At 70.8% G+C, this 23,806-nt stretch carries 22 protein-coding genes; 16 read left to right on the forward strand and 6 right to left on the reverse strand.

The window, feature by feature from the left end:
* The first annotated feature begins 73 nt into the window (after positions 1 to 73).
* Complete coding sequence (locus AC0LPE_RS13030; RefSeq protein ID WP_160877858.1) at positions 74 to 1,270, forward strand: Fic family protein; 1,197 nt, start codon at positions 74 to 76, stop codon at positions 1,268 to 1,270.
* A gap of 60 nt (positions 1,271 to 1,330) precedes the next feature.
* Here the strand turns inward: AC0LPE_RS13030 and AC0LPE_RS13035 are convergent, their stop codons facing one another.
* Positions 1,331 to 1,555, reverse strand: a complete 225-nt coding sequence (locus AC0LPE_RS13035; RefSeq protein ID WP_490604626.1) for a DUF2188 domain-containing protein — start codon at positions 1,553 to 1,555, stop codon at positions 1,331 to 1,333.
* 152 nt (positions 1,556 to 1,707) lie between these two features.
* Here AC0LPE_RS13035 and AC0LPE_RS13040 point away from each other — a divergent pair, with 152 nt between their 5' ends.
* Positions 1,708 to 2,763 (forward strand): tyrosine-type recombinase/integrase, encoded by a 1,056-nt coding sequence (locus tag AC0LPE_RS13040; RefSeq protein ID WP_160877862.1) that lies wholly within the window; start codon positions 1,708 to 1,710, stop codon positions 2,761 to 2,763.
* 78 nt (positions 2,764 to 2,841) lie between these two features.
* Positions 2,842 to 4,281: an NAD(P)/FAD-dependent oxidoreductase gene (locus AC0LPE_RS13045; protein WP_160877864.1), complete on the forward strand. Its 1,440-nt coding sequence runs from the start codon at positions 2,842 to 2,844 to the stop codon at positions 4,279 to 4,281.
* A 55-nt stretch (positions 4,282 to 4,336) separates the two neighbouring features.
* On the opposite strand, the gene AC0LPE_RS13050 is transcribed toward AC0LPE_RS13045, so the two are convergent.
* From AC0LPE_RS13050 to AC0LPE_RS13060, 3 genes are all read right to left on the reverse strand, one after another.
* Positions 4,337 to 4,786, reverse strand: coding sequence for a PaaI family thioesterase (locus tag AC0LPE_RS13050; RefSeq protein ID WP_088899596.1), 450 nt, complete (start codon positions 4,784 to 4,786; stop codon positions 4,337 to 4,339).
* Positions 4,787 to 4,904: 118 nt separating this feature from the next.
* Positions 4,905 to 5,390 (reverse strand): hypothetical protein, encoded by a 486-nt coding sequence (locus AC0LPE_RS13055; protein ID WP_490604627.1) that lies wholly within the window; start codon positions 5,388 to 5,390, stop codon positions 4,905 to 4,907.
* Positions 5,387 to 5,989: a TetR/AcrR family transcriptional regulator gene (locus tag AC0LPE_RS13060; protein WP_490604628.1), complete on the reverse strand. Its 603-nt coding sequence runs from the start codon at positions 5,987 to 5,989 to the stop codon at positions 5,387 to 5,389. Before AC0LPE_RS13060 ends, AC0LPE_RS13055 begins: the two co-directional genes overlap by 4 nt.
* Before the next feature lie 96 nt (positions 5,990 to 6,085).
* Here AC0LPE_RS13060 and AC0LPE_RS13065 point away from each other — a divergent pair, with 96 nt between their 5' ends.
* Entirely contained in the window at positions 6,086 to 6,967 is an 882-nt protein-coding gene (locus AC0LPE_RS13065) for an alpha/beta fold hydrolase (protein ID WP_490604629.1), read from the forward strand.
* Positions 6,968 to 7,111: 144 nt separating this feature from the next.
* On the opposite strand, the gene AC0LPE_RS13070 is transcribed toward AC0LPE_RS13065, so the two are convergent.
* Positions 7,112 to 7,828 carry a hypothetical protein gene (locus AC0LPE_RS13070; protein WP_490604630.1) on the reverse strand — a complete coding sequence of 239 codons (717 nt, stop codon included), beginning with the start codon at positions 7,826 to 7,828 and terminating at the stop codon, positions 7,112 to 7,114.
* 196 nt (positions 7,829 to 8,024) lie between these two features.
* Between AC0LPE_RS13070 and AC0LPE_RS13075 the strand changes: the two genes are divergently transcribed.
* The 7 genes from AC0LPE_RS13075 to AC0LPE_RS13105 all read left to right on the forward strand — a co-directional run bounded on the left by AC0LPE_RS13075 (position 8,025) and on the right by AC0LPE_RS13105 (position 15,325).
* Positions 8,025 to 9,443 carry a FecCD family ABC transporter permease gene (locus tag AC0LPE_RS13075; RefSeq protein ID WP_490604631.1) on the forward strand — a complete coding sequence of 473 codons (1,419 nt, stop codon included), beginning with the start codon at positions 8,025 to 8,027 and terminating at the stop codon, positions 9,441 to 9,443.
* Positions 9,440 to 10,576, forward strand: coding sequence for an iron chelate uptake ABC transporter family permease subunit (locus tag AC0LPE_RS13080; RefSeq protein ID WP_160877848.1), 1,137 nt, complete (start codon positions 9,440 to 9,442; stop codon positions 10,574 to 10,576). Before AC0LPE_RS13075 ends, AC0LPE_RS13080 begins: the two co-directional genes overlap by 4 nt.
* Entirely contained in the window at positions 10,573 to 11,445 is an 873-nt protein-coding gene (locus AC0LPE_RS13085; protein WP_088899763.1) for an ABC transporter ATP-binding protein, read from the forward strand. The genes AC0LPE_RS13080 and AC0LPE_RS13085 overlap by 4 nt, the downstream gene beginning before the upstream one ends.
* A 78-nt stretch (positions 11,446 to 11,523) precedes the next feature.
* Positions 11,524 to 11,934: a BlaI/MecI/CopY family transcriptional regulator gene (locus AC0LPE_RS13090; RefSeq protein WP_088899762.1), complete on the forward strand. Its 411-nt coding sequence runs from the start codon at positions 11,524 to 11,526 to the stop codon at positions 11,932 to 11,934.
* Between the two features lie 13 nt (positions 11,935 to 11,947).
* Positions 11,948 to 12,898 (forward strand): M56 family metallopeptidase, encoded by a 951-nt coding sequence (locus tag AC0LPE_RS13095; RefSeq protein ID WP_006552761.1) that lies wholly within the window; start codon positions 11,948 to 11,950, stop codon positions 12,896 to 12,898.
* Between the two features lie 71 nt (positions 12,899 to 12,969).
* A complete protein-coding gene (gene gnd, locus AC0LPE_RS13100; protein ID WP_490604632.1) occupies positions 12,970 to 14,421 on the forward strand; it encodes an NADP-dependent phosphogluconate dehydrogenase in 1,452 nt (483 codons plus the stop codon).
* Between the two features lie 4 nt (positions 14,422 to 14,425).
* Positions 14,426 to 15,325, forward strand: a complete 900-nt coding sequence (locus AC0LPE_RS13105; protein WP_088899759.1) for a DMT family transporter — start codon at positions 14,426 to 14,428, stop codon at positions 15,323 to 15,325.
* Here AC0LPE_RS13105 and AC0LPE_RS13110 read toward each other — a convergent pair.
* The gene (locus AC0LPE_RS13110; protein ID WP_088899758.1) at positions 15,279 to 15,920 is read right to left on the reverse strand and encodes a class I SAM-dependent methyltransferase; all 642 of its coding nucleotides are present in this window, start codon (positions 15,918 to 15,920) and stop codon (positions 15,279 to 15,281) included. The genes AC0LPE_RS13105 and AC0LPE_RS13110 overlap by 47 nt on opposite strands.
* A 304-nt stretch (positions 15,921 to 16,224) precedes the next feature.
* Between AC0LPE_RS13110 and AC0LPE_RS13115 the strand changes: the two genes are divergently transcribed.
* The 5 genes from AC0LPE_RS13115 to AC0LPE_RS13135 all read left to right on the forward strand — a co-directional run bounded on the left by AC0LPE_RS13115 (position 16,225) and on the right by AC0LPE_RS13135 (position 23,805).
* The gene (locus AC0LPE_RS13115; protein WP_088899783.1) at positions 16,225 to 17,628 is read left to right on the forward strand and encodes a hemolysin family protein; all 1,404 of its coding nucleotides are present in this window, start codon (positions 16,225 to 16,227) and stop codon (positions 17,626 to 17,628) included.
* Complete coding sequence (locus AC0LPE_RS13120; RefSeq protein ID WP_490604633.1) at positions 17,625 to 18,743, forward strand: hemolysin family protein; 1,119 nt, start codon at positions 17,625 to 17,627, stop codon at positions 18,741 to 18,743. Before AC0LPE_RS13115 ends, AC0LPE_RS13120 begins: the two co-directional genes overlap by 4 nt.
* On the forward strand, positions 18,740 to 19,678 hold the full coding sequence (locus AC0LPE_RS13125) for a 3-methyladenine DNA glycosylase (RefSeq protein ID WP_490604634.1): 939 nt from the start codon (positions 18,740 to 18,742) through the stop codon (positions 19,676 to 19,678). The genes AC0LPE_RS13120 and AC0LPE_RS13125 overlap by 4 nt, the downstream gene beginning before the upstream one ends.
* Before the next feature lie 66 nt (positions 19,679 to 19,744).
* The gene (locus AC0LPE_RS13130; RefSeq protein ID WP_490604635.1) at positions 19,745 to 21,928 is read left to right on the forward strand and encodes a malate synthase G; all 2,184 of its coding nucleotides are present in this window, start codon (positions 19,745 to 19,747) and stop codon (positions 21,926 to 21,928) included.
* Positions 21,929 to 22,071: 143 nt separating this feature from the next.
* Positions 22,072 to 23,805 (forward strand): substrate-binding domain-containing protein, encoded by a 1,734-nt coding sequence (locus AC0LPE_RS13135; RefSeq protein ID WP_490604636.1) that lies wholly within the window; start codon positions 22,072 to 22,074, stop codon positions 23,803 to 23,805.
* Position 23,806: the final 1 nt, after the last annotated feature.

A 23,806-nucleotide genomic window follows, 5' to 3' on the forward strand; every position in this document is an offset into this window, starting at 1 on the left:
ACACGGGCCCGAACCGAACCCACCCCCGATCCATACCATCGGATAATCGACTATCCGATGGTATGGTCCGGGGATGGCATCGGTTGACGTCGAGTCCGGTTGGCCCGCGGTCACCTACGAACAGCACCCGTGGGTGAGCAGCGATGCCTACGGCTCGCGGCGGGAGAAACGCCTGACCACCGGCCCCTACCGCGCCGCGGTACCCCCGCTCATCGCCCACCGGCCCGTCCCGCTCGACGGCGAACTGCAGGCCCTCACCGAGGAAGCCGCGACGGAACTGACCCGCTTCGATGTCGAGGTCGGACACATCACCGCCCCGTTCGCCTCCATCCTGCTGCGCACCGAGAGCGCGTCGAGTTCGGAGATCGAGAACCTCTCCAGCGGGGCGCGGCAGATCGCGCTCGCCGAACTCGGCGAACACGCCTCCCGCAACGCCCGCCTGATCGTCGGCAACGTGCGGGCGATGCGCGCGGCGCTCGAGCTGTCCGATGCGATCGACGCCGACGCGATCCTGCGGATGCACCACGCGCTGCTCGAGCACGACGATCCGGCGATCGCCGGCCGCTGGCGCACCCAGCAGGTGTGGATCGGCGGGGGCAGCCTGGGTCCGCACACCGCACAGTTCGTGCCCCCGCACCACGCGCGGGTGCCTGAGCTGATCGACGATCTGGTGGTCTTCACCAACCGGGTGGATCTGCCGGTGGTCGCGCAGATCGCCGTCGCGCATGCCCAGTTCGAGACCATCCACCCGTTCCCGGACGGCAACGGCCGGGTGGGCCGCGCGCTGATCCAGGCGATGCTGCGCGGCGGGCAGCTCACCCGCAGTGTCGCCGTGCCGGTCTCGGCGGGCCTGTTGCACAACACCGGGGAGTACTTCGATGCGCTCGGCGCCTACCGCGCCGGGGACATCGGGCCGATCGTGCACTCGATCGTCGATGCGTCGTTCGCGGCGGTCGCCAACGGCCGCACGCTCGTCGCCGATCTCGAGGCGGTGCGTGAGCTGTGGCGGTCCCGGGTGACGGCGCGGCGGGATTCGGCGGTGCACCGGCTGGTGGACGTGCTGTTGCGCCAACCGGTGATCGACAACCGCTCGGCCGCCGCGACCTTGTCGGTGACCGGCGCCAACGCGCAGATCGCCATCGACCGGTTGGTGGACGCGGGGATCCTCACGCAGATCACCGAGGGGCGCCGCAATCGCATCTGGCAGGCCAAGGACGTGGTGCGGGTGCTCGACGAGTTCGCCGCGCGCGCCAAGCGCCGCCGCGGCTGACCTCCCCGGTGTCGCTCCGCCCGGTGTCGATCGGTTCGGTGTCGCTCGGTTCGGGGTCGATCAGCCCGGGATGTCGCGCGGGTCGTGACCGTAGGTGTTGCGTTCGCCGATGCTCCCGTCGAGGTTGTGGACGAGATGTTCGACCTTGCGGCGGCGCGCCTCATCGCGGCCGGCGGCGACGACCTCCTCGCGGGTGGGATAGCTGCCGAGCAGGTCGTTCGAGCCCTCGATGCGGTTGTGCCAGGATCCGTCCTGGTGGAACGTCTCGACATCGCCGGCGGGCATGGGGGTGCTCCTCTCCACGAACGGTCGGTTGTCCACCGCGTACCCGGTGCCGGTGTCCCCGAATCCGGACGCGGTCTCTGCTGTCCCGTCGGTCCCTGCTGTCACACTGGACTCGCACATCTGTACGAGCGGATCTTCACGGGAGGGGCATCGTGGCGGGCAGCGCGACCGAGCCGGGATTGTCGGACTGGATCGGGTCGTATCTGGAGACCTTACAGACCGCGAAACGGTCCCCGCACACCATCAAGGCCTACCGGCTCGACCTGCACGCGGTGCGCGCCCATCTCGCCGCGACCTGCGCCGTGTCGGAGGAGACGCTCACACTCGGGGACGTGACGGTGCGCGGCTTGCGGTCGGCGTTCGCGGCGTTCGCCGCCGAACGGCAACCGGCGTCGGTGCGCCGCGCGTGGTCGGTGTGGAACAACTTCTGCAACTTCCTCGTCTCCGAAGGGGTGTCGGAAGGCAACCCGATGGCCTCGATCGCGCAGCCGAAGAAACCGCAGCACACCCCGAAGGCGTTCTCCCCCACCGCGATCAATCAACTCGTCGACACCATCACCGTGGAGGCGCAACGTCCCGCGGAGTCGGCGCGGGACTGGCCGCAGCGCGATCTGGCGCTCATCGCGACCCTGCTGCTCACCGGGATCCGCTCGGACGAGTTGATCCGGCTCGATGTGGGCAGCATCCTCGGCGGCCGCGAAGCGCCGGTGCTGCGGGTGCTCGGCAAGGGCGCGATCGAACGGGAGATCCCCCTCGAGGACAGCTGGACGGCGATCGTCGCCGCCTATCTCGAGGAACGCTACGCCCGTTTCCCCGCCGCGCGGCGCCGCACCCGCGACCGCGACGAACTGCCGGTGTGGGAGCGGCACGACCCGGCCGACCCGCTGTTCGTCGGCGCGGACGGCAAACGCATCACCCGCGGCACGCTGCAGTACCGGGTGCGGCGCATCTACCGCCGCGCCGGTATCGAGTCCGAACGCAAACGCGGTGCGCTCGCCCACGCGTTGCGGCACACCTTCGCGACGAGCCTGGCCGACAGCGGCGCGACGATGGTCGAGTTGCAGCAGCTGCTCGGGCACCGGTCGTTGCAGACCGTGCAGGTGTACACCTCGGCAACCAACGATGCGGTGCGGCACGCCGCGCGGCACAACCCCGTCTACGGGTTGCTCGGGTCGGGTCGTGAGCCGCTCGGCGACGGGCCGGGTTAGCTCGTCGGTTGCGCTGTGGGCGGGCGCGGCAACTGCAAGACTGGGGATCGATCCATCCGGCAACGTGAAGGAGCATCCATGAGCGTCGAGCAGACCGAACCCCGCCGTCATCGTGTGGTCGTGATCGGATCCGGTTTCGGTGGGCTGTTCGGGACCCAGGCCCTGGCTCGTGCCGATGTGGACGTCACGGTCGTGGCGCGCACCACCCATCACTTGTTCCAGCCGTTGCTGTACCAGGTGGCCACGGGCATCCTGTCGGTCGGCGACATCGCCCCGGCGACCCGCATGGTGCTGCGCAGACAGAAGAACGCACAGGTGCTGCTCGGGGACGTCGAGAAGATCGACCTGGAGAACCGGACGGTGACCTCCCGGTTCCTCGAGCGCTACACCACCACCGAATTCGACAGCCTCATCGTCGCGGCGGGCGCCGGCCAGTCCTATTTCGGCAACGACCAGTTCGCCGAGTTCGCGCCGGGCATGAAGACCATCGACGACGCCCTCGAGCTGCGCGGCCGGATCCTCGGGGCGTTCGAGCAGGCCGAACTGTCCCACGATCACGAGGAACGCGCCCGGCTGCTGACCTTCGTGGTGGTCGGCGCCGGCCCGACCGGGGTGGAACTGGCCGGGCAGATCGCCGAGCTCTCGCGCCGCACCCTCAAGGGCACCTTCCGCAACATCGATCCGACCGAGGCGCGGGTGGTGCTGCTCGACGGCGCCTCCGATGTGCTGCCGGTCTACGGCGGCAAACTCAGCCGCAAGGCCCGCAACACCCTCGAGCGGCTCGGGGTGGAGATCCAGCTCGGCGCGATGGTCACCGATGTCGACGCCGACGGTCTCGTCGTCAAGGAGAAGGACGGTTCGCAGCGGCGCATCGAGTCGCAGTGCAAGGTGTGGTCGGCGGGCGTGGCGGCCAGCCCGCTCGGCAAGCAGCTCGCCGAACAGTCCGGCGCCGGGATCGACCGGGCGGGCCGGGTGGAGGTGCTGCCGGATCTTACATTGCCGGGGCATCCGAACGTGTTCGTCATCGGCGACATGATGTCGCTGAACAAGTTGCCCGGGCTGGCGCAGGTGGCGATGCAGGGCGGCAAGTACGCGGCCCGGCAGATCATCGCCTCCCTCGACGGCGCCGACCCGACCCATCGGGAACCGTTCAAGTATTTCGACAAGGGCAGCATGGCGACGATCTCGCGGTTCAGTGCGGTCGCCAAGGTCGGCAAACTCGAGATCAGCGGGTTCCTCGGCTGGGTGGCGTGGTTGTTCATCCACCTGCTGTATCTGGTGGGGTTCTCGTCGAAGCTGTCCACGCTGTTGTCGTGGGCGCAGGCGTTCTTCTCCACCGGCCGCAACGAGATGGCCGCGACCGAGCAGCAGGTGTTCGCGCGGATCGCGCTCGAGCACATGCGCTCGGACGAACCCGGCGGCGACTCGCAGAACGGCGAGAGCGCGACGAAGGGCGGGGACCGTTCGGCGGAGGCTCCGGCCGGGCGGGGCCGCGGGGGGACGCAGGCCGCGGGCTGATCGTCGGCGCTCCGGCCGGGCACGGCGCCCCGGCCGGAGCCGCCCGGCTGCAGGGTCAGTGCCCGATGCGGTCCGCGTTCGTGATGTTCGCCAGGCGCACCTGCCCCTGCGCGACGAGACGGTCCTGCTCGTCGACGATCTCCACCCGCCACACCTGCTGGGTGCGTCCGCGGTGCACCGGGGTGCCGGTCGCGGTGAGGACCCCTTCGCGGGTCGCGCGGAGGAAGTCGGTGTTGTTGTTGACCCCGACGACGTTGCCCTTGTCCCCCAGCCAGTTGGCGCCGGCGACGCTGGCGACGGTCTCGATCACCGCGCAGTACACCCCGCCGTGCACGATGCCGTAGGGCTGGTGCTGCGTGGGGGTGATCGTCCACCGGGCCCGCGCGAGATCGGGTCCGAGTTCGACGAACTCGAGGCCGAGGGCGGTGTTGAAGCCTCGGTCGTTGACGGCGTTGATCGCCTGCACGTCGTGCTGGGCCGGGGCGGAGGTGGACTGGTCGCTCATACGGGCTTCCCTTGTTCGTGCGTGGGTCGACCGGCCGCCGGGACAGGTGGCCGTCGAACGATGGTAGGACATGGCGATTTTCGGACGCCTGACCTCCGAGCGTGGCACGCGGGGCTGGTCACTGCAGGGTCACCAGCAGCGCGTAGGCGACGATCGAGTAGCCGTCGGGGATCGGCCCGAATCGGTGCACGGTCCGCGCGCCCTCGTACTCGACGCCGTACCAGCCCGCGTCCGCGGTCGGGATCCTGATGGTCCGCTGGATCACCGGGTGACGTTCGGCGACCAGGGCGCGCCCGTGCGGTCGGGTGCGGTACAGCGTCCACAGATAGCGGTCCCACACCAGATGCCCGGTGAGCACGACGTCGCCGAGGGTGTCGAGTTGCGGTGGGAGCACGGTGGTGAAGCCGTGACCGAGATGGGCGAGCAGTTCGATCCGATCGTCGACGGTGATCTGCTCGACCCGGGCGGGTATGTGCCGGACGAGTTCGCGGATGCAGTCGCTCGCGCCGGGGGTGGTCCAGGAGGTGGTCGGTTCACACACCTGCCCGGGAGCAGGCTGATCGGGCCACGGTTCGAGGTCTTCGATCATCCACAGGGTGGTCATCTCTCGGTGCTTCCCAGGACGCGGTCGAGAAGATGCTCGACGAGCTCGAGCGGCGTCCGTGAGGTCGAGTATCCCTGCATCATGCCTTGGGCCAGTCCCCCCGCTGCCAGGACGACGAGGTCGGCGTCCGCTTCCGGATCGCCGGCGTCCTCGCCGGTGCGTGCCCGGCGGAGTTGGTCGGCGACGATGGTCGCCAGGGCGCGTGGTGCCGCGAAGGTCTCCTCGGCGGTGATGCCCCCGCCGGTGATCGCGGACCATCCGAACGCGCCGAGCACCAGGGTCTCCTCGCGCCGCTGCTCGTCGAGGGGCAGCAGTTCCGTCAAGACCGCGCGGATCGCCTCACGGGGGGTGGCGTCGGGGCCGAGTTCGTTCCGGCGTCGTGTGAAGCGGGCACCGGCGTCGTCCATGACCGAGCGGTGGGTGGCGAGCAGGAAGTCCTTCTTGGTGCCGAAGTAGTACTGCACCAGCCGCACCGAGATGCCTGCTTCGGCGGCCACCGACTGGAAGGTCACCGCGTCGAGGCCTCCGCGGCAGATGACCCGGCGCGCGGCGGCGGTGATCTGGCGTCGTCGTGCGTGGTGGTCCACCGGTGCCGGCACGGGACTCGCCTGCCTTTCGTTCGTCCACATCGGTTGTGGTATGGACATACCATAGCTGTGATACGGTCATACCAAACCGGGGGCGAGGAGGGGACCGTGCCGGAGATCGGGCGCTTTACCAGCAAAGACGACGAGCAGACCTTTCTGCGCGCGTACGACGCCGTGGCGGCGACATGGCCCGTGCCGTTCACCGCCCTCGATGTCGAGACCGCCTTCGGCACCACTCGGGTCCGCAGGTCCGGTCGGGGTGCGGGGGCGCCACTGTTGCTCCTCCCCGGCATCGGCGGCAACGGCCAGATCTGGCACCGCTTCATCGCCGACCTCGCCCGCAAGCACGTCGTCTACACCCCCGATGTCATCGGCTGGGCCGGTCGCTGCGTGCAGACCGCACCGGTGCGCGACACCGAGGACATCGCGCAGTGGATGAGCGAGGTCCTCGACGGGCTGGGCGAGGACCGTGTCCATCTCGCGGGCAACTCCCTCGGCGCCTGGCTGGCCGGCGCGATCGCGGTGCACCGCTCCGACCGGCTGGCGAGCCTGATCCTGCTCGAACCGAGCGCCTCGACCTTCGCCCGACCCCGATTCGGGTTGCTGCTGAAGTTCTTTCGCGCAGGCATCCGCCCCACCCCGGAACGAATGCGCGCATTCAACCGGTGGTTGATGCCGGGCTTCGAGATGAGCGACGACGAGTTGGCGCTGGCGACGGCAGCGGCGAAGTTCCGGATGGCGATGCCCTGGGACCGTCCGTTTACCGACGAGCAGTTGGCCTCGATCGGCGTGCCGGCCCTGGTGTTGTTCGGCGCGCAGACCCGCGTCGCCGATCCCGAGTCCGGGGCGGCCCGGGCACGGCGGCACATCCCGTCGGTGGAGGTCGAGATCTACCCCGGCATCGGGCACGACCTGCTGTGGGCGAATCCGGAGCAGATCATCCCGCGCGTGCTCGACTTCACCGACAGTCACGACCCGATCCGGTCCTGACAGCACTCCTGCGTGCCGAGCGCGGGGTGCTCCGGACACACGACGGCGGGCCCCACATGCATGTGAGGCCCGCCGCGGGAAGGGACCGGGAGTCACTGCAGCCCTCAGGACTCCGCTGCGGTCCGGCAGTCGGAACGGATTCGATTATAGGGAAGGCTGCCCTAATCCGGCAAGGCCTCGGACGGGATAGCCCGCGGCGACGAAGGCGTCGAGCAACGCCTGGCCGCGGCGCGCGGCCGTGCGGCGGGAGGCGCCACCGAGCACGGGCAGCTGGGCGGCGCCGGTGACGACGGTGCGCCCGACGATCGCCCAGAACCGGTTCCGGTCGAGGGGGGCGAGGGACCGCAGCGCGAGATGGACAGCGTTCAGCGCGGTCGCGGCGCGGTGCGCGGTCCACACCGCCATCGCCTGCTCGCACGGCAGCACCACCACGTCGCGTTCCCCGACGGCGCGGTCCTCGGGCAGCACTCGCAGGGTGTCGTCGGCGAGACCGGCCCAGTCGATGCAGCCGTCGCTGTCCTGGTGCAGCCACAGATTGTCCAGACCCGGATCCCAGACGCGGCCCTCGAGGGCGTAGGGGGCGAGGACGCGGCCGACCACGGCGTGGATGAGTGCGCCGGCGACCTGTTCGACGGCGATGCGCGGGTCCTCGATGTCGAGCAGGGCGCGGTCGTAGAGCGCCTCGATGCGCTGCTGCCGTTCACCGCCGCCGAGGAACCACCAGCGGCGGCGGGGTTCTTCGTCGATACAGGCCACCGCATACACGCGGGGGGCTCCCGCGGCGAGTGCGCGCAGCCGGGCGCGCGTGTCCTCGAACGGGCGGACGGGTGCCGCCGTGGGCGGCAGCAGCAGCGTCGTCATCCGACACCTCCTGATCGACGGTGAATCCTGATTAGGTAAGCCTAACCATTGCATCCGGGGGTGGTGTGCGCAACCCCATCCCCTACTCCCGCCGACACATAGGATTCCGTAACCTAACTCCGAAGGCCTTCGCGTTCCCCACGATCCGCGACGACCCGAACCGCACCACCGCCTTCCCGAGGAGCACCCCGCGCCCGTGACCGTCACCCCCCACGCCCCACCGGACGCCGACCCGACCGCCCCGCCCCGCCCGGGCCGCCGGATCGCCGCCGTCCTGTGCGACCTCGCGCTCCTCGCCATCCCCCTGCTCGTCGGCGCCCTCGTCGTCGACACCCTCGCCGACGCCAACGGCGGCGGCCAGACCGACCGCATCGTCTTCGGCGGCGCCGCCCTGGCCGCCGCCGCCGGACTGCTGTGGTGGAACCACGGCTACCGCGCCGGCCGCACCGGCCAAAGCCTGGGCCTGCAATGGACCGGGCTCGTACTGCGCGACCGCACCACCACCGGACCGGCCGGCACCCGCCGCGCCCTGCTGCGCCGCGGCACCGAGATCGTCACCGAATGCCACGCCCGCCACGACGACTTCACCCCCCGCCCCACCGACAGCAGCGTCGCCGCGCTGCGCCGCCGGCGCCTGCTCGGCCTGGCCGCGCTGCTCGTGCTGCTCGCGCTCGGCGCGCTCGCCAGCATCGCCGTCGGCGCCCGCCCGATGACCTTCGCGGAGGTCTTCCACGCCCTCGTCGTCAACGACGGCTCCGAAACCGACGTGATCGTGCACTCGCTGCGCGTCCCCCGCACCCTGCTCGCGCTGCTGGTCGGCATCGCGCTCGGCGTCGCCGGGGCACTCATCCAGGGGCACACCCGCAACCCGCTCGCCGACGCCGGCCTGCTCGGCATCAACGCCGGCGCCGCCTTCCTCGTGGTGTTGTCGATCTACCTGTTCGGGCTCTCCACCCCGGCGCAGTACCTGTGGTTCGCCTTCGCCGGCTCCGCCCTCGCCAGCATCGTCGTGTTCGGGTTCGCGTCCATCGGCAACGGCGGCTCGAGTCCGCTCAGCCTCGCGTTGGCGGGCGCGGCGGTCGCGTTCTTCCTGCAGGCGATGATCCAGACCATCGTGCTGCTCGACCAGACCAGCCTCGACGGCTACCGCTTCTGGGTGGTCGGCTCCGTCGCCGGCCGCGGCATGGACGTCTTCTGGCAGGTATTGCCGTTCATCGTCGTCGGACTGCTCGTCGCGCTCGCCTCCACCCCGGCCCTGAATCTGCTCAGCCTCGGCGAGGACGTCGCCCGCTCGCTCGGCACCAACGTCGTCACCACCCGGGTGATCGGCATCGCCGCGATCACCGTGCTCACCGGCGCCGCCACCGCCGCGTGCGGACCGATCGCGTTCGTCGGGCTGATCGTCCCGCACATCGCCCGCGCGGTCACCGGCCCCGACTACCGCTGGCTCGTGCCCTACGCCGGGCTGCTCGGCGGGGCGCTGCTCGTCCTCGCCGACGTCGTCGGCCGCATCGTGGTGCGCCCCGGCGAACTGCAGGTCGGCATCGTCCTCGCCCTCATCGGTGCCCCCTTCTTCATCGCCCTCGTCCGTCGCCGGAAGCTGGTGGCCCTGTGAACGACACCCCCACCCCCTCCCTCGACAAGGACGAACCGACGACGGGCAGGCGCCGCTCACCCGTGCAGGTCTCCACCCGCGTCCCGGGCCGGCCCGCCTTCCGGCTCGGCTCCCTCTCGGTGGTCTGGCGCGCCCGCATGGTCATCGTGTGCGCGCTGATCGTCGTCGCCACCGCGGTGCTGCTGTCGATCTCCCTCGGCCGCGGCGACTACCCGCTCAGCCCCCTGCAGGTCGTCGAGGTGCTCCTCGGCGGCGGCGAACGCCTCGACCGGTTCATCGTCTTCGACCTGCGCCTGCCGCGCGGGATCGCCGCCGTGGTCGTCGGCGCCGCCCTCGCCGTCTCCGGCGCCATCACCCAATCGGTGTCCCGCAACGCCCTGGCCAGCCCCGACATCCTCGGCATCACCGCCGGCGCCTCCGCCGCCGCCGTCGCCCTGATCGTCGTCACCAGCGGCGGCTCCATCGTCGGACTGCTCGCCACCCTCGGGTTGCCGATGTCGGCGCTGCTCGGCGCGCTGCTCACCGCCACCGTCATCTACCTGCTGGCCTGGCGGCGCGGCGCCGACGGCTTCCGGCTCGTGCTCATCGGCATCGGCGTCAACGCCATGCTCATCGCCGTAACCCAGTGGATGCTCGTCTCCGCCGACATCAACGACGTCAGCCGCGCCCAGGTGTGGCTGACCGGCTCCCTCAACGGCGTGTCCTGGAGTCAGGTGGTGCCCGCCGCGATCGCGCTGCTGCTCGTCGGCGGCTGGGCCGCGACCGCCTCCTTCACCGTCGGGGCGTTGCGCCTCGGCGACGACACCGCCCGCTCCCTCGGCGTGAAGCTGCAGACCCAGCAGGCGCTGCTGCTCATCGCGGCGTGCGCGCTCGCCGCCGTCGCCACCGCCGCCGCCGGACCCATCGGCTTCGTCGCCCTCGCCGCCCCGCAGATCGCCCTGCGCCTCGTCGGGTCGGCGGGCAGCCCGATCATCGCCTCCGCCCTGACCGGCGCGCTGTTCGTCGTCGCCGCCGACCTGATCGCCCGCACCATCCTGCCGGTGCCGCTGCCGGTCGGGCTGGTCACCTCCGCGCTCGGCGGTCCCTTCCTGCTGTACCTGCTGGTGCGTTCCAACCGAAAGGTCTCCCGATGACCGACACCCATCTGCCCCCCGCCCCGGCCCCCGGCCCGATCGAGCACGCGGCGCCGCGGCTGGTCGCCGAACACATCAGCCTCGGCTACGGCGAACGGCTCATCGTCGACGACCTGGACCTGTCCATCCCCACCGGCGTGGTCACCACCGTCATCGGCCCCAACGGCTGCGGCAAATCCACCCTGCTGCGCGCACTGAGCCGGCTGCTCAAACCCCGCACCGGCACCGTGCTGCTCGACGGCCACGACATCACCACCATGCGCACCCGCGAGGTCGCCCGGGTGCTCGGCATGTTGCCGCAGGCCCCCGTCGCCCCCGAAGGGCTCACCGTCGCCGACCTGGTCTCCCGCGGCCGGCACCCGCACCAATCGTGGTTCCGGCAGTGGTCCTCCGACGACGAGGACGAGGTCGCCATCGCCCTCGACCGCACCGGCATCGCCGACCTCGCCGACCGGCCCATCGACGAACTGTCCGGCGGGCAACGGCAACGCGCCTGGATCTCCATGGCACTCGCGCAGGGCACCGACATCCTGCTGCTCGACGAACCGACCACCTATCTCGACCTCGCGCACTCGGTGGAGGTCCTCGACCTCGTCGACCGATTGCACAGCGAACTCGGCCGCACCGTGGTGATGGTGCTGCACGACCTGAACCTCGCCGTGCGCTACAGCGACCACCTGGTGGTGATGAAGGACGGCCGCGTCGTCGCCTCCGGGGTGCCCTCGGAGGTGATCTCCGTCGAGTTGCTGCGCGAGGTGTTCGATCTCGACGCGTCGGTCATCGACGATCCGGTGTCCGACCGGCCGCTGATCGTGCCCATCGGCACCCGCCACGTCTACGGCGCCGCCGGAGGTCCCCACCGCCGGTGACGATGGTCCCACCGCAGGCCAGACCCTACGACTAGGGGTAGTACGCACATTCGTCGGAGAAATCCGTAGAATCGACCCATGGCAGCACTCGGCGAACTCGAACGCGCAGTGATGGACCACCTGTGGTCCACCCCCGAACCACAGACCGTCCGGCAGGTCCACGAAGCCCTCTCGGCTCGACGCAACCTCGCGTACACCACCGTCATGACGGTCCTGCAGCGCCTCGCCAAGAAGAACCTCGTCATCCAGCAACGCGACGACCGCGCCCACCGCTACCTGCCGGTGCACGGCCGCGACGAACTCGTCGCCAGCCTCATGGTCGACGCCCTCGACCAGGCCGACGAGACCGCCGGCCGCGCCGCCGCCCTCGTCCACTTCGTCGGCCGCGTCGGCGCCGACGAAGCCGCCGCCCTGCGCGCGGCGCTGGCGAAACTCGAAGCGCAACACGGCGACGACACCACCGGCCACGACACCGAGCGGGCCGGCTGACACACTCGATGTCATGAACGCGACCACGGCGCTGTTCTTCGGAACCACAGCGCTTCTCCTCGCCGGTCCGGTGCCGGGGCTGCTCGCCCGCGCCACCTGGCCGCACCGCAACCCCCGGGCCGCCCTCGTGCTGTGGCAGTCCGTGGCCCTGGCGGCGGTGCTCTCCGCGTTCTCCTGCGGCCTGGCCATCGCCGCCCGCCTCCTCGCACCCGGCGCCGACGGCCGACCCACCACCGGCCCCCTCGAAGAGATCGACGCCCTCGGTCTGCCCCTGTGGCTGACCTACGTCATCGTCTTCGCCCTGACCGTGTTCATCGGGGCCCGCCTGACCTTCTCCATGCTGCGCGTCGCGGTGCGCACCCGCCGCCGCCGCTCCCGCCACCGCATGCTCGTCGACCTGCTCGACCGCCGCGAGAGCGGCGCCGCCGTCCGCCACCACCCGCACGTGCGGATCCTCGACACCGCCGACCCCATCGCCTACTGCCTCCCCGGGCTGCGGCACCGGGTGGTGCTCAGCGAAGGCACCCTCGACAACCTCGGCGACGACGAACTACGCGCGATTCTGCGCCACGAACACTCCCACCTGCGCGCCCGCCACGACCTCATCCTCGAGGCGTTCACCGCCGTCTACGAAGCGTTCCCCCGCGTCGTGCGCTCCGGCTCGGCGCTCGGCTCGGTGAAACTGCTCGTCGAGCTGCTCGCCGACGACTCCGCCGTCCGCAAGACCGGCCCCGCCCCGCTGGCCCGCGCCCTCGTCGCCTGCGCCGGCGCCCACACCCCCACCGGCGCGCTCGCCGTCGGCGGTCCGAGCACCGTGCTGCGCGTGCAACGCCTCACCGGACCGGGCCCCAACCTCGGCATTTCCGCCGCCGCCTACACCGCCGCCGCCGCCATCCTCGTCGTGCCCACCATCGCCGTGGCGGTGCCCTGGCTCACCGAACTGTCCCTGCTGCTCGGCCTCTGAGCCGCGACACGCCGCACCGTTCGGCCCGCCCCGATTTCGATCGGCCCCCGTTTCGGGGGAAGCTGTAGACCATGACCGTCGAACGCACCGAAACACCGCAGGCCCAGATCGGCGTGACCGGACTGGCCGTGATGGGCTCGAACATCGCCCGCAACTTCGCCCGCAACGGCTACACCGTCGCCCTCCACAACCGCAGCATCGCCAAGACCGACGCGTTGCTCGCCGAGCACGGCAGCGACGGCACCTTCGTCCGCACCGAAACCATCGACGACTTCGTCGCCGCCCTCGAGAAGCCGCGCCGCGTCCTGATCATGGTCAAGGCCGGCGACGCCACCGACGCGGTCATCGACGAGCTCGCCGACGCGATGGAACCCGGCGACATCATCATCGACGGCGGCAACGCCCTCTACACCGACACCATCCGCCGCGAAGCCGCCCTGCGCGCCCGCGGCCTGCACTTCGTCGGCGCCGGCATCTCCGGCGGCGAGGAAGGCGCCCTCAACGGCCCGTCCATCATGCCCGGCGGCCCCGCCGAATCGTACGAGGCGCTCGGCCCGCTGCTCGAGAAGATCGCCGCCCAGGTCGACGGCACCCCCTGCTGCACCCACATCGGCCCCGACGGCGCCGGCCACTTCGTGAAGATGGTGCACAACGGCATCGAATACGCCGACATGCAGCTCATCGGCGAGGCCTACCACCTGCTGCGCGACGCCCTCGGCTACGACGCCGGACAGATCGCCGACGTCTTCGCCGACTGGAACACCGGCACCCTCGAGTCCTATCTCATCGAGATCACCGCCGACGTGCTGCGCCAGACCGACGCCGCCACCGGCAAACCCCTCGTCGACGTCATCGTCGACGCCGCCGAACAGAAGGGCACCGGCCGCTGGACCGTCAAGGCCGCCCTCGACCTCGGCGTGCCGGTCACCAGCATCGCCGAAGCGGTCTTCGCCCGCGCCCTGTCCGGCTCCCGCGACCAGCGCGCCGCCGCCCGCGGCCTCGCCGCCGGCAACCTCGGCGCCGCCCCCACCGACGCCGCGCAGTTCACCGAGGACATCCGCGCCGCCCTGTACGCGTCGAAGATCGTCGCCTACGCGCAGGGCTTCGACCAGATCGCCGCCGGCAGCGCCGAATACGGCTGGAACGTCGACCGCGCCGCGCTCGCGACGATCTGGCGCGGCGGCTGCATCATCCGCGCCCAGTTCCTCAACCGCATCAAGGAGGCCTACGACGCCGACCCGACGCTGCCCAGCCTGATCCTCGCGCCGTACTTCCGCGACGCCATCGAGATCGGCATCGACAGCTGGCGCCGCGTCGTGGTCACCGCCACCCAGCTCGGCATCCCCGTCCCGGCGTTCGCGTCGTCGCTGTCCTACTACGACGGGCTGCGCGCCGACCGGCTGCCCGCCGCCCTCACCCAGGGCCAGCGCGACTTCTTCGGTGCCCACACCTACGAGCGCACCGACCGCCCCGGCAAGTTCCACACCCTGTGGAGCGGAGACCGCTCCGAAGTGCAGGCCTGACCCGATGACGGGCACGGCAGTCGCCGTCCTGTGCGCGCTCGCCGCCGCCGCGCTCATCGCGGTCGGCAGTGTCGCGCAACAGAGCTCGGCCGCTGCCGTGCCCGACACCGACTCGCTCGTCGGCTCGCTGCTGCGCAGCCCCCGCTGGTGGGCCGGGATCCTCGGCGACGGCGGCAGCTACATCCTGCAGGTCGTCGCGCTCACATTCGGGTCGGTGCTGCTCGTCCAGCCCCTGCTCGTCGCGTCGCTGCTGTTCGCGTTGCCGCTCGCCGCCGCCACCACCGGCCGCCGCGTCACCCGCACCACCTGGTTGCTCGCCGGCGCCTTGTGCGCGGCGCTGGCCATCTTCCTGCTCGTGGGCAACCCCACCGAAGGCACCGGCGACGCCGCCGCCGTCCGGTGGGCGCTGCCGCTCGGTCTGGTGCTCGCCGTCACCGCCGCCGCCGTCGTCGTCGCCCTGCTGTCACCGCGGCTGCGGGCGCTGGCGTTCGGCATCGCCGCCGGCATCCTCTACGGCGTGACCAGCGCGTTCACCAAACACGTCACCGACCTCGCCGAACACGGCATCGTCCCGCTGCTCGGCTCGTGGCAGACCTGGACGCTCGTCGCCGCCGGCGCCGCCGCGATCTACCTGCAGCAACGCGCCTTCCAGTCCGGATCGCTCACCGCCTCGCTGCCCGCCCTGACCGTCGGCGAACCGCTCGCCGCGATCGTGCTCGGCATGACCGTGCTCGGCGAACACCTGCGCACCGACGGGCCCGGGCGGATCCTCGTCGGCGCCGCCGTCATCGTGATGCTCGTGACCACCGTGGCGCTCTCCCGCGCCCAGGCCGCCGACACCCCCACCGACACCGCGGCTACGCCCGCCCCAGCACCGCCACCAGAAACTCCGCATCGTCGCTGAACGGCCGCAGATCCCAGGTCGAGAGCCGCACCTGCACCGACAACCCCGCCTGCTGCGCGTCCGCGAAGAACTCCTCGAACGGATACTCACGACCCGCCCCGAAACCGATCACCGCCCGGCCCTGCGGCGCCAGATGCGCCGCGAAATTGCGCAACACCGCCACCCGCGTCGACGGCGCCACGAAGGTCATCACGTTGCCCGCGCACACGATCACATCGAAATCCGCGTCGACACCGCGGGCCGGCAGATCCAGCTCGGCCAGATCCCCGACCAGCCACCGCGGCCCCGGATGATCCTCCTCCGCCGCCGCGATCAGCACCGGATCGACATCCACCCCGACCACACGGTGCCCGGCCCGATGCAGATAACCGCCGAGCCGGCCCGGTCCGCACCCGGCGTCGAGGATCCGCGCCCCACGCGGCACCATCGCATCGATCAACCGGGCCTCCCCGACGGTGTCCTGCCCCCGGGCGACCATGGTGCGGAACCGTTCGACGTACCACGACGAATGCGCCGGATTCTCCGCCACGATCTCCTCCCACCGGCTCGGCACCCGCTCGCCGCCACCGTGTTCCGGACCCTCGCCGCTGCTCATCCACGCTCCTTCGCTCCACCGGGACACCTGCTCGATCCCCACCGTAGGCGCCGCGCCGTCACCGGCACCGCGACACACGGCAACCACCCTCAGTAGAATCGGTACCCGTCGAAACCACTTCCGGCAGGCGGACACCGTCCGCGACCGGACCCGACGAGAGGACACCGGTGCCCGCGGCACCCACCACCACCCCACCGCCCGACACCTCCTCCCCCTGCACGGAGTGCGACTCCGGGCCGGAAGGATCCTCTATCGGGCCGGGTCACCACCCCGGCCACCACCCCGCCCGGCAGGACCGCCCCTGATGTCCGTCCTGTTCGATATCGCCGCCCTCCTCGGCTTCGTCGCGCTCACCGCCGGCACCGCCCTGTTCGTCGCCGCCGAGTTCTCCCTGACCGCCCTCGAACGCAGCGCCGTCGACGCGCACGCCCACGACGGCGACCGCCGCGCCCGGCAGGTCCAGCACGCGCACCGCACCCTGTCGTTCCAGCTGTCCGGCGCCCAGCTCGGCATCACCATCACCACACTGATCACCGGCTATCTCGCCGAACCGATCCTCGCGCAGTTCTTCACCCCACTGTTCGACGCGCTCGGCCTGAGCACCTCCGTCGCCTCGACCGTCTCGCTGGTCCTCGCGCTGCTCATCGCCACGTCCTTCTCCATGGTCTTCGGCGAACTCGTCCCCAAGAACATCGCCATCGCCCGGCCCATGGGCACCGCCCGCGCCACCGCCGGCCTCCAGCTGGCGTTCTCGCTGCTGTTCCGCTGGGCGATCCTCGGACTCAACGGCGCCGCCAACCACATCGTGCGGCGCCTCGGCATCGAACCGGCCGAGGAACTGCGCTCGGCGCGTTCCCCGCAGGAACTCGGTTCGCTGGTGCGCGCCTCGGCCCGCAGCGGCACCCTCGACGAGCACACCGCCCGCCTTGTCTACCGCTCCCTGCAGTTCGGGGACCGCACCGCCGAGGACCTCATGACCCCACGCAGCACCGTCGAGAGCCTCGACCGCAACGCCACCGTCCTCGATCTGATCGAGCTGTCCGCCCGCACCGGCTACTCGCGCTTCCCGATCGTCGACGGCGACCTCGACGCCCCACTCGGCGTCGTGCATGTCAAGCACGCGTTCACCGTGCCCGGCCCGGCGCGCGGCACCACCGCCGTCGGCGCCCTCGCCCGCCGCGTGCCCACCGTGCCGTCCAGCCTCGACGGCGACACCGTCATGGAACGGGTGCGTTCGGACGGCATGCAGGTCGCGCTCGTCGTCGACGAATACGGCGGTACCGCCGGGCTGATCACGATGGAGGACCTCGTCGAGGAGATCGTCGGCGACGTCCGCGACGAACACGACGAGACCGAACTCGACGCCCACCGCGACGGGGAGGGCTGGTCGTGCACGGGTCTGCTGCGCACCGACGAGCTCGCCCAGCTCACCGGCTACCGCGCCCCCGACGGCGACTACGAGACCCTCGCCGGGCTGATCCTCACCGAACTCGGCCGTATCCCCGAGGTCGACGACGAGATCCAGCTGCCGCTGCGCCGCGACGAACGCGACCTCACCTGGTACGCGCGCATCCTCGAGATGGACGGGCACCGCATCGACCGGGTGCTGCTCGTCCCCGGCGCCGCCCCCGAGAACCCCGACGGCGACAGCGCCGGGGACGACAGTGACGAGACCCCGGCCGACGGCGAGGGTGGTGAGCAGCGATGAGCGACTGGTTCGGGATCGTCCTCGCCGTGCTACTGCTCGCCGGCAACGCCTTCTTCGTCGGCGCCGAGTTCTCCCTCATCACCGTCCGCCGCGACCGCCTCGAGACGCTGCTCGCCCAGGGCAAGACCCGCGCCCGCACCGTCATCCACGCCGGCGAACACCTCTCGCTCATGCTCGCCGGCTCCCAGCTCGGCATCACGATCTGCTCGATCCTGCTCGGCCGCGTCGCCGAACCGGCCATCGCGCACCTGATCGAGGTGCCGCTGCACGCGGCCCGGGTGCCCGATGCGCTGCTGCACCCCATCGCGTTCACCATCGGGCTCACGATCGTGGTGGTGCTGCACATCCTGCTCGGCGAGATGGTGCCGAAGAACATCGCCATCGCCGGCCCGGAACGCGCCGCGATGCTGCTCGTGCCGATCCACCTGCTGTTCATGCGACCCGCCCGGCCGGTCATCGCGTTCTACAACCTGTGCGCCAACGCCACCCTGCGCGCGGCGCACATCGACCCGAAGGACGAACTCGACACCTCCGTCTCCGCCGTGGAGCTCACCGAGATGATCGGTGAATCCCGCTCCGAGGGACTGCTCGACGCAGAGGAACACAAGCGCCTCACCCGCGCCCTGGCCACCGGCAACCGCACCGTCGCCGACGTGATGATCCCGCTCGCCCGGGTACGCACCGTCCCGCACACCGGCGCGGGCCCGACCCTCGGCGACGTCGAGCACGCGGTCACCACCACCGGCTTCTCCCGGTATCCCACCCGTCGACCCGACGGCACGATCACCGGCTACGTGCACATCAAGGACGTGCTCGATCTGGTGCGGGAGCAATCCACCGGTCCCGAGACCGTCATCCCCGCCGCGGTGATCCGGAAGCTGCCGACCATCGGGATCGGCGACGGTCTCGACGAGGCGCTCGCCGCGCTGCGACGCAGCAACGCGCATCTGGCCGGGGTGACCGACACCACCGGAACACTGCGGGGCATCGTCGCGCTCGAGGACCTCGTGGAAGAGTTCGTCGGGACGGTCCGCGACGCCACCCACCGGGTCGCGGACCCGCTGGGCAACCGCCCCCGCACGACCGCACCCCGATCGACCGAACGAGAACCATGACCCGTTCCCCGTCCGTGACCGACCGCCCGGCGATCCTCACCGAGACCGAGTGGACCGCGCGGCGCGACGTTCACCACGCTGTGGTGGACGAGTTGCTCGCCGGGCATCTCGAGCGACGCGCCGCCGGCCGCGCCCATCCGGTGCACGACTTCCTGTTCACCTACTACAGCCTGCGGCCGAGTCAGCTGCGGCGCTGGCATCCCGGATTCGGCACCGTGCTGCTCGGCGCGGCCGCGGTGCGCGACTACCGCGACCATCCCGGCTACGAGCGGGTCACCGTCGACGGGCAGCCGGGCGTGCGGGTGGCCCGGGAGGTGCTCGACCGGCGCATCGACACCGTCGATTTCGTGGCGGGACTGCTCACCGCGACGGCCTCCCGCCCGCCGCAGCTCGGCTGCTTCGGATTGCACGAATGGGCGATGGTGTACCGGGCGGGGGCCGACGGGGTGCGGCATTCGTCGGTGCCGTTGCGGCTCGGCCACACCGGAACCGACGCGGTGGTGGAATCAATGCAGCTCCGATGCACCCATTACGACGCGTTCCGGTTCTTCACCCCCGACGCCGTCCCGCGCAACGCCACCGAACTGTCCCGCGACCAGCAGGTGCGCAGCGAACAACCCGGCTGCCTGCACGCCGGCATGGATCTGTACAAGTGGTCCTACAAGCTGCTGCCGTTGACAGATTCGGAGCTGACGGTGCGGTGCCTGCGACACGCGTCCGCAGCCCGTGAATTGGACATGCGGGCGAGCCCGTATGATCTCGAGGACTACGGCTACTCGCCCATCAGGATCGAGACTGCCGCCGGACGCGCACAGTACGTCCGCGAGCAGTCGGCGCTCACCCGTCGCGCCGCAGCTCTGAGAGAAGAGCTGGTGAATCGATGTACCGCCCTGCAGGCGCACAGAACCACTGCGCCCGTTACTACCGGCGGGTAACATAATCGACGATTCCGTGCGGCCGGGACGTTTCCGGCCGCACAGCAACCGGAAAGAGTGAGGGTGATGACAGAACGCGTGCAGGTCGGCGGACTTCAGATCGCGCAGGTTCTCTACGACTTCATCAACAACGAGGCCATCCCCGGCAGCGGAGTCGACGCGGACACCTTCTGGGCAGGTGCCGACAAGATCGTCCACGACCTCGCCCCCAAGAACCGGGCACTGCTCGCCAAGCGTGACGACCTCCAGGCCCGGATCGACGGCTGGCACCGCGACCGCGCCGGACAACCCCACGACCCGGTCGCCTACAAGGCCTTCCTCGAAGAGATCGGCTACCTCGTCCCGGCACCCGAGCCGTTCACCATCGGCACCGAGAACGTCGACACCGAGATCGCCGAGACCGCCGGCCCGCAGCTCGTCGTGCCCGTCCTCAACGCCCGCTTCGCGCTCAACGCCTCCAACGCGCGCTGGGGATCGCTCTACGACGCCCTCTACGGCACCGACGTCATCCCCGAAGAAGGCGGCGCCGAGAAGGGCACCGGCTACAACAAGGTCCGCGGCGACAAGGTCATCGCCTGGGCCCGCGACTTCCTCGACAAGGCCGCACCCCTCGCCCACGGCTCGCACACCGACTCCACCGGCTACAGCATCGACGGCACCGAACTGAAGGTCACCCTCGGCGACGGCACCGTCACCGGCCTCGCCCAGCCCGACAAGCTCGTCGGCTACCTCGGCGACAAGGCCACCCCCTCCTCGGTGCTGCTGCGCAACCACGGCCTGCACATCGACATCCAGATCGACCCCGAGTCCCCCATCGGCAGCACCGACGCCGCCGGCGTCAAGGACGTCGTCCTCGAATCCGCCGTCACCACCATCATGGACTTCGAGGACTCCGTCGCCGCCGTCGACGCCGACGACAAGGTCATCGGCTACCGCAACTGGCTCGGCCTCAACCGCGGCGACCTGTCCGAGTCCTTCGACAAGGGCGGCAAGACCCTCACCCGCACGCTCAACCCGAACCGCGTCTACACCGCCCTCGACGGCAGCGACCTCGAACTGCACGGCCGCTCCCTGCTGTTCGTCCGCAACGTCGGACACCTCATGACCAACCCCGCCGTCCTCGACCGCGACGGCAACGAGGTCCCCGAAGGCATCCTCGACGCACTCGTCACCAGCCTCTGCGCCATCCACGGCCTGCACATCGACGAGGACCACGGCCCGCTCGCCAACAGCCGCACCGGCTCGATCTACATCGTCAAGCCCAAGCAGCACGGCCCCGAGGAATCCGCCTTCACCACCGAACTGTTCGGCCGCGTCGAAGAGGTCCTCTCCCTGCCCACCAACACCCTCAAGGTCGGCATCATGGACGAGGAGCGACGCACCACCGTCAACCTCGCCGCCTGCATCAAGGCAGCCTCCGACCGCGTCGTGTTCATCAACACCGGCTTCCTCGACCGCACCGGCGACGAGATCCACACCTCCATGGAGGCCGGCCCCGTCGTCCGCAAGGCCGCCATGAAGCAGCAGCGCTGGATCGCCGCCTACGAGGACTGGAACGTCGACACCGGCCTCGCCTGCGGCCTGCAGGGCAAGGCACAGATCGGCAAGGGCATGTGGGCCATGACCGACCTCATGCGCGACATGGTCGAGCAGAAGATCGGCCAGCCCAAGGCCGGCGCCAACACCGCCTGGGTGCCCTCGCCCACCGGCGCCACCCTGCACGCCACCCACTACCACGAGGTCGACGTCTTCGCCGTCCAGAACGAACTCAAGGGCAAGGCCCGCGCCACCGTCGACGACATCCTCACCATCCCCCTCGCCGAGAACCCGAACTGGTCCGACGAGGAGAAGCGCGAAGAACTCGACAACAACTGCCAGTCCATCCTCGGCTACGTCGTGCGCTGGATCGACGCCGGCGTCGGCTGCTCCAAGGTCCCCGACATCCACGACGTCGCACTCATGGAGGACCGCGCCACCCTGCGCATCTCCAGCCAGCTCCTCGCCAACTGGATCCGCCACGACGTCGTCACCGCCGACGAGGTCATCGCCTCCCTCGAGCGCATGGCACCCGTCGTCGACCGGCAGAACGAAGGCGACCCCGGCTACCGGCCGCTCGCCCCGAACTTCGACGCCAACATCGCCTTCCAGGCCGCCAAGGAACTCATCCTCGAAGGCACCACGCAGCCCAGCGGCTACACCGAGCCGATCCTGCACCGCCGTCGCCGCGAGAACAAGGCCAAGTTCGCCTGACCCGCACACCGACACCACAGGGCCCCGATCCACACCGGATCGGGGCCCTGCCCGTCCCCGCCCCGCGCGGCGGAGCCAGGTCACATCCCGCCGCTCACTAGACTCGACCATCGGATCGACGAACGAAACGAGGCGGACACGACGTGGGCGGGCGACATCGCGGCAGCGGACGACGAGGAATCAGCACGAGCGTCATCGTGGTCGCCGTAGGCGTAGTACTCGTCCTGCTCGCCGTCCTCGGCTGGTTCCGCCTGCGCGACAACATCGACAACCAGGCCACCGCCGCCGCCGAAACCTGCGTCGAAGGCGACACCGTCCTGCACATCGCCGCCGACCCCCTCATCGCCCCCGCCCTCACCGAACTCGCCGAACAGTGGACCGACGGCGGCGTCCGCGTCATCCGCGACCACTGCGTCACCGCCGAGATCACCGCCGTCGACAGCCTCGCCGCCGCCGACACCCTCGCCGCCGGCACCTGGGATCCGGCGCTCGGCCCCGAACCCGCCCTGTGGGTTCCCCTCGACACCCGCATGAGCGCCCGCGCCGCCGACGCCGTCGACGGCACCCCCCGACCCCTCGCCACCTCCCCGGTCGTGCTCGCCGTCCCCACCGACCTCGGCCGCGCCCTCACCACCGCCACCGTCCGCTGGCAGGACCTGCCCCGACTCCAGAACGACCCCGCCGCCATGCGCGAGAGCGGACTCGACATCTGGGGCACCCTCGGCCTCGCCCTGCCCACCGGCACCGAGACCCACGCCACCACCCTCGCCCTCGAAGCGGTCACCGCCGCCACCACCGGCATCGGCGCCGGACCGGTCACCCTCGAACAGGCCGCCACCCCCGCCGCCATCACCGCCGTGAGCACCCTCGCGCTCGGCGCCGACACCCTCGGCGCGGTCGGCACCACCGCCGACACCCTCGCGGCGCTCGGCGCCCACCCCGACACCGAGGCCCCGATCCACGCCGTGCCGGTCGTCGAACAGCAACTGCACCGTGCCCTCGCGGACGGGCAGGTCCGCGGCCTCACCGGTCACCTGCCGATCGGCGTCGCACCCGTCGTCGACTTCCCCACCGCCGTCGTCGACGCCTCCTGGGTCGACGAGACCCTCGCCCGCGCCGCCGCGGAGTTCACCGACTACGCGCGTCGCCCCGAACAGGCCGGCGTCCTCACTTCCCACGGTTTCCGCACCGCCGACACCGTCCCCGAACCCGCCGGGGAACTGCCGTTGCCCCGCGTCGAGACTGCCCTCGCCCCCGCCGACCCCACCGTCGACGACGTCCTCGTCGCACTGCGTCTCGCCCCGGTGTCCCCGCGCAAGGTCACCATGGTCGTCGACACCTCCACCTCCATGGGTGCCCCCGCCGGTGACGGCACCCACCTCATCGCCACCGCAGGTGCTGTGCGCGAGGCCATGCGCCGCGCCTCCATCAACTCGGTGATGGGCATGTACGTCTTCGCCGACACCCCAGAGGGGCACCGCGTCGCCGTGATCCGTGACGGCCTCACCGAGTCCAAGCGCGCGGCGATGTCCTCGATCCTCGACGACATCGACCTCGTCGACCGCGAACCCGTCTACGCCACCCTCACTGCCGCCTACCGTGACGCCGTCGACAACTACGACCCGGGCCGACCCAACTCCGTGCTCGTCGTCGTAGACAGCGACGACCCCGACGAGGCGGCCGCCCGCGACCTGCGCGCCGCGATCGACGAACTCTCGTCCCCTGCAACCCCCGTGCGGATCGACGTCGTCGTCCTCGGCGACCGCACCGACCCCGTCCTCGAGCAGGCCGCCGAGGCCACCGACGGCAGCCTCACCGTCGTCGACACCACCGACCCGGCCGACCTCACCGACCTCCTCCGAAAGCTGACGTCCTGAC

It is taken from the genome of Rhodococcus sp. S3 (assembly GCF_058211795.1).

Coding starts and splice junctions, on each gene's coding strand:
- AC0LPE_RS13050 (WP_088899596.1), bottom strand. CDS start 4,786: ATGAGCGACCAGTCCACCTCCGCCCCGGCCCAGCACGACGTGCAGGCG.
- AC0LPE_RS13035 (WP_490604626.1), bottom strand. CDS start 1,555: ATGCCCGCCGGCGATGTCGAGACGTTCCACCAGGACGGATCCTGGCAC.
- AC0LPE_RS13125 (WP_490604634.1), top strand. CDS start 18,740: ATGACCCGTTCCCCGTCCGTGACCGACCGCCCGGCGATCCTCACCGAG.
- AC0LPE_RS13105 (WP_088899759.1), top strand. CDS start 14,426: ATGACGGGCACGGCAGTCGCCGTCCTGTGCGCGCTCGCCGCCGCCGCG.
- AC0LPE_RS13095 (WP_006552761.1), top strand. CDS start 11,948: ATGAACGCGACCACGGCGCTGTTCTTCGGAACCACAGCGCTTCTCCTC.
- AC0LPE_RS13130 (WP_490604635.1), top strand. CDS start 19,745: ATGACAGAACGCGTGCAGGTCGGCGGACTTCAGATCGCGCAGGTTCTC.
- gnd (WP_490604632.1), top strand. CDS start 12,970: ATGACCGTCGAACGCACCGAAACACCGCAGGCCCAGATCGGCGTGACC.
- AC0LPE_RS13120 (WP_490604633.1), top strand. CDS start 17,625: ATGAGCGACTGGTTCGGGATCGTCCTCGCCGTGCTACTGCTCGCCGGC.
- AC0LPE_RS13085 (WP_088899763.1), top strand. CDS start 10,573: ATGACCGACACCCATCTGCCCCCCGCCCCGGCCCCCGGCCCGATCGAG.
- AC0LPE_RS13110 (WP_088899758.1), bottom strand. CDS start 15,920: ATGAGCAGCGGCGAGGGTCCGGAACACGGTGGCGGCGAGCGGGTGCCG.
- AC0LPE_RS13115 (WP_088899783.1), top strand. CDS start 16,225: ATGTCCGTCCTGTTCGATATCGCCGCCCTCCTCGGCTTCGTCGCGCTC.
- AC0LPE_RS13070 (WP_490604630.1), bottom strand. CDS start 7,828: ATGACGACGCTGCTGCTGCCGCCCACGGCGGCACCCGTCCGCCCGTTC.
- AC0LPE_RS13090 (WP_088899762.1), top strand. CDS start 11,524: ATGGCAGCACTCGGCGAACTCGAACGCGCAGTGATGGACCACCTGTGG.
- AC0LPE_RS13045 (WP_160877864.1), top strand. CDS start 2,842: ATGAGCGTCGAGCAGACCGAACCCCGCCGTCATCGTGTGGTCGTGATC.
- AC0LPE_RS13055 (WP_490604627.1), bottom strand. CDS start 5,390: ATGACCACCCTGTGGATGATCGAAGACCTCGAACCGTGGCCCGATCAG.
- AC0LPE_RS13030 (WP_160877858.1), top strand. CDS start 74: ATGGCATCGGTTGACGTCGAGTCCGGTTGGCCCGCGGTCACCTACGAA.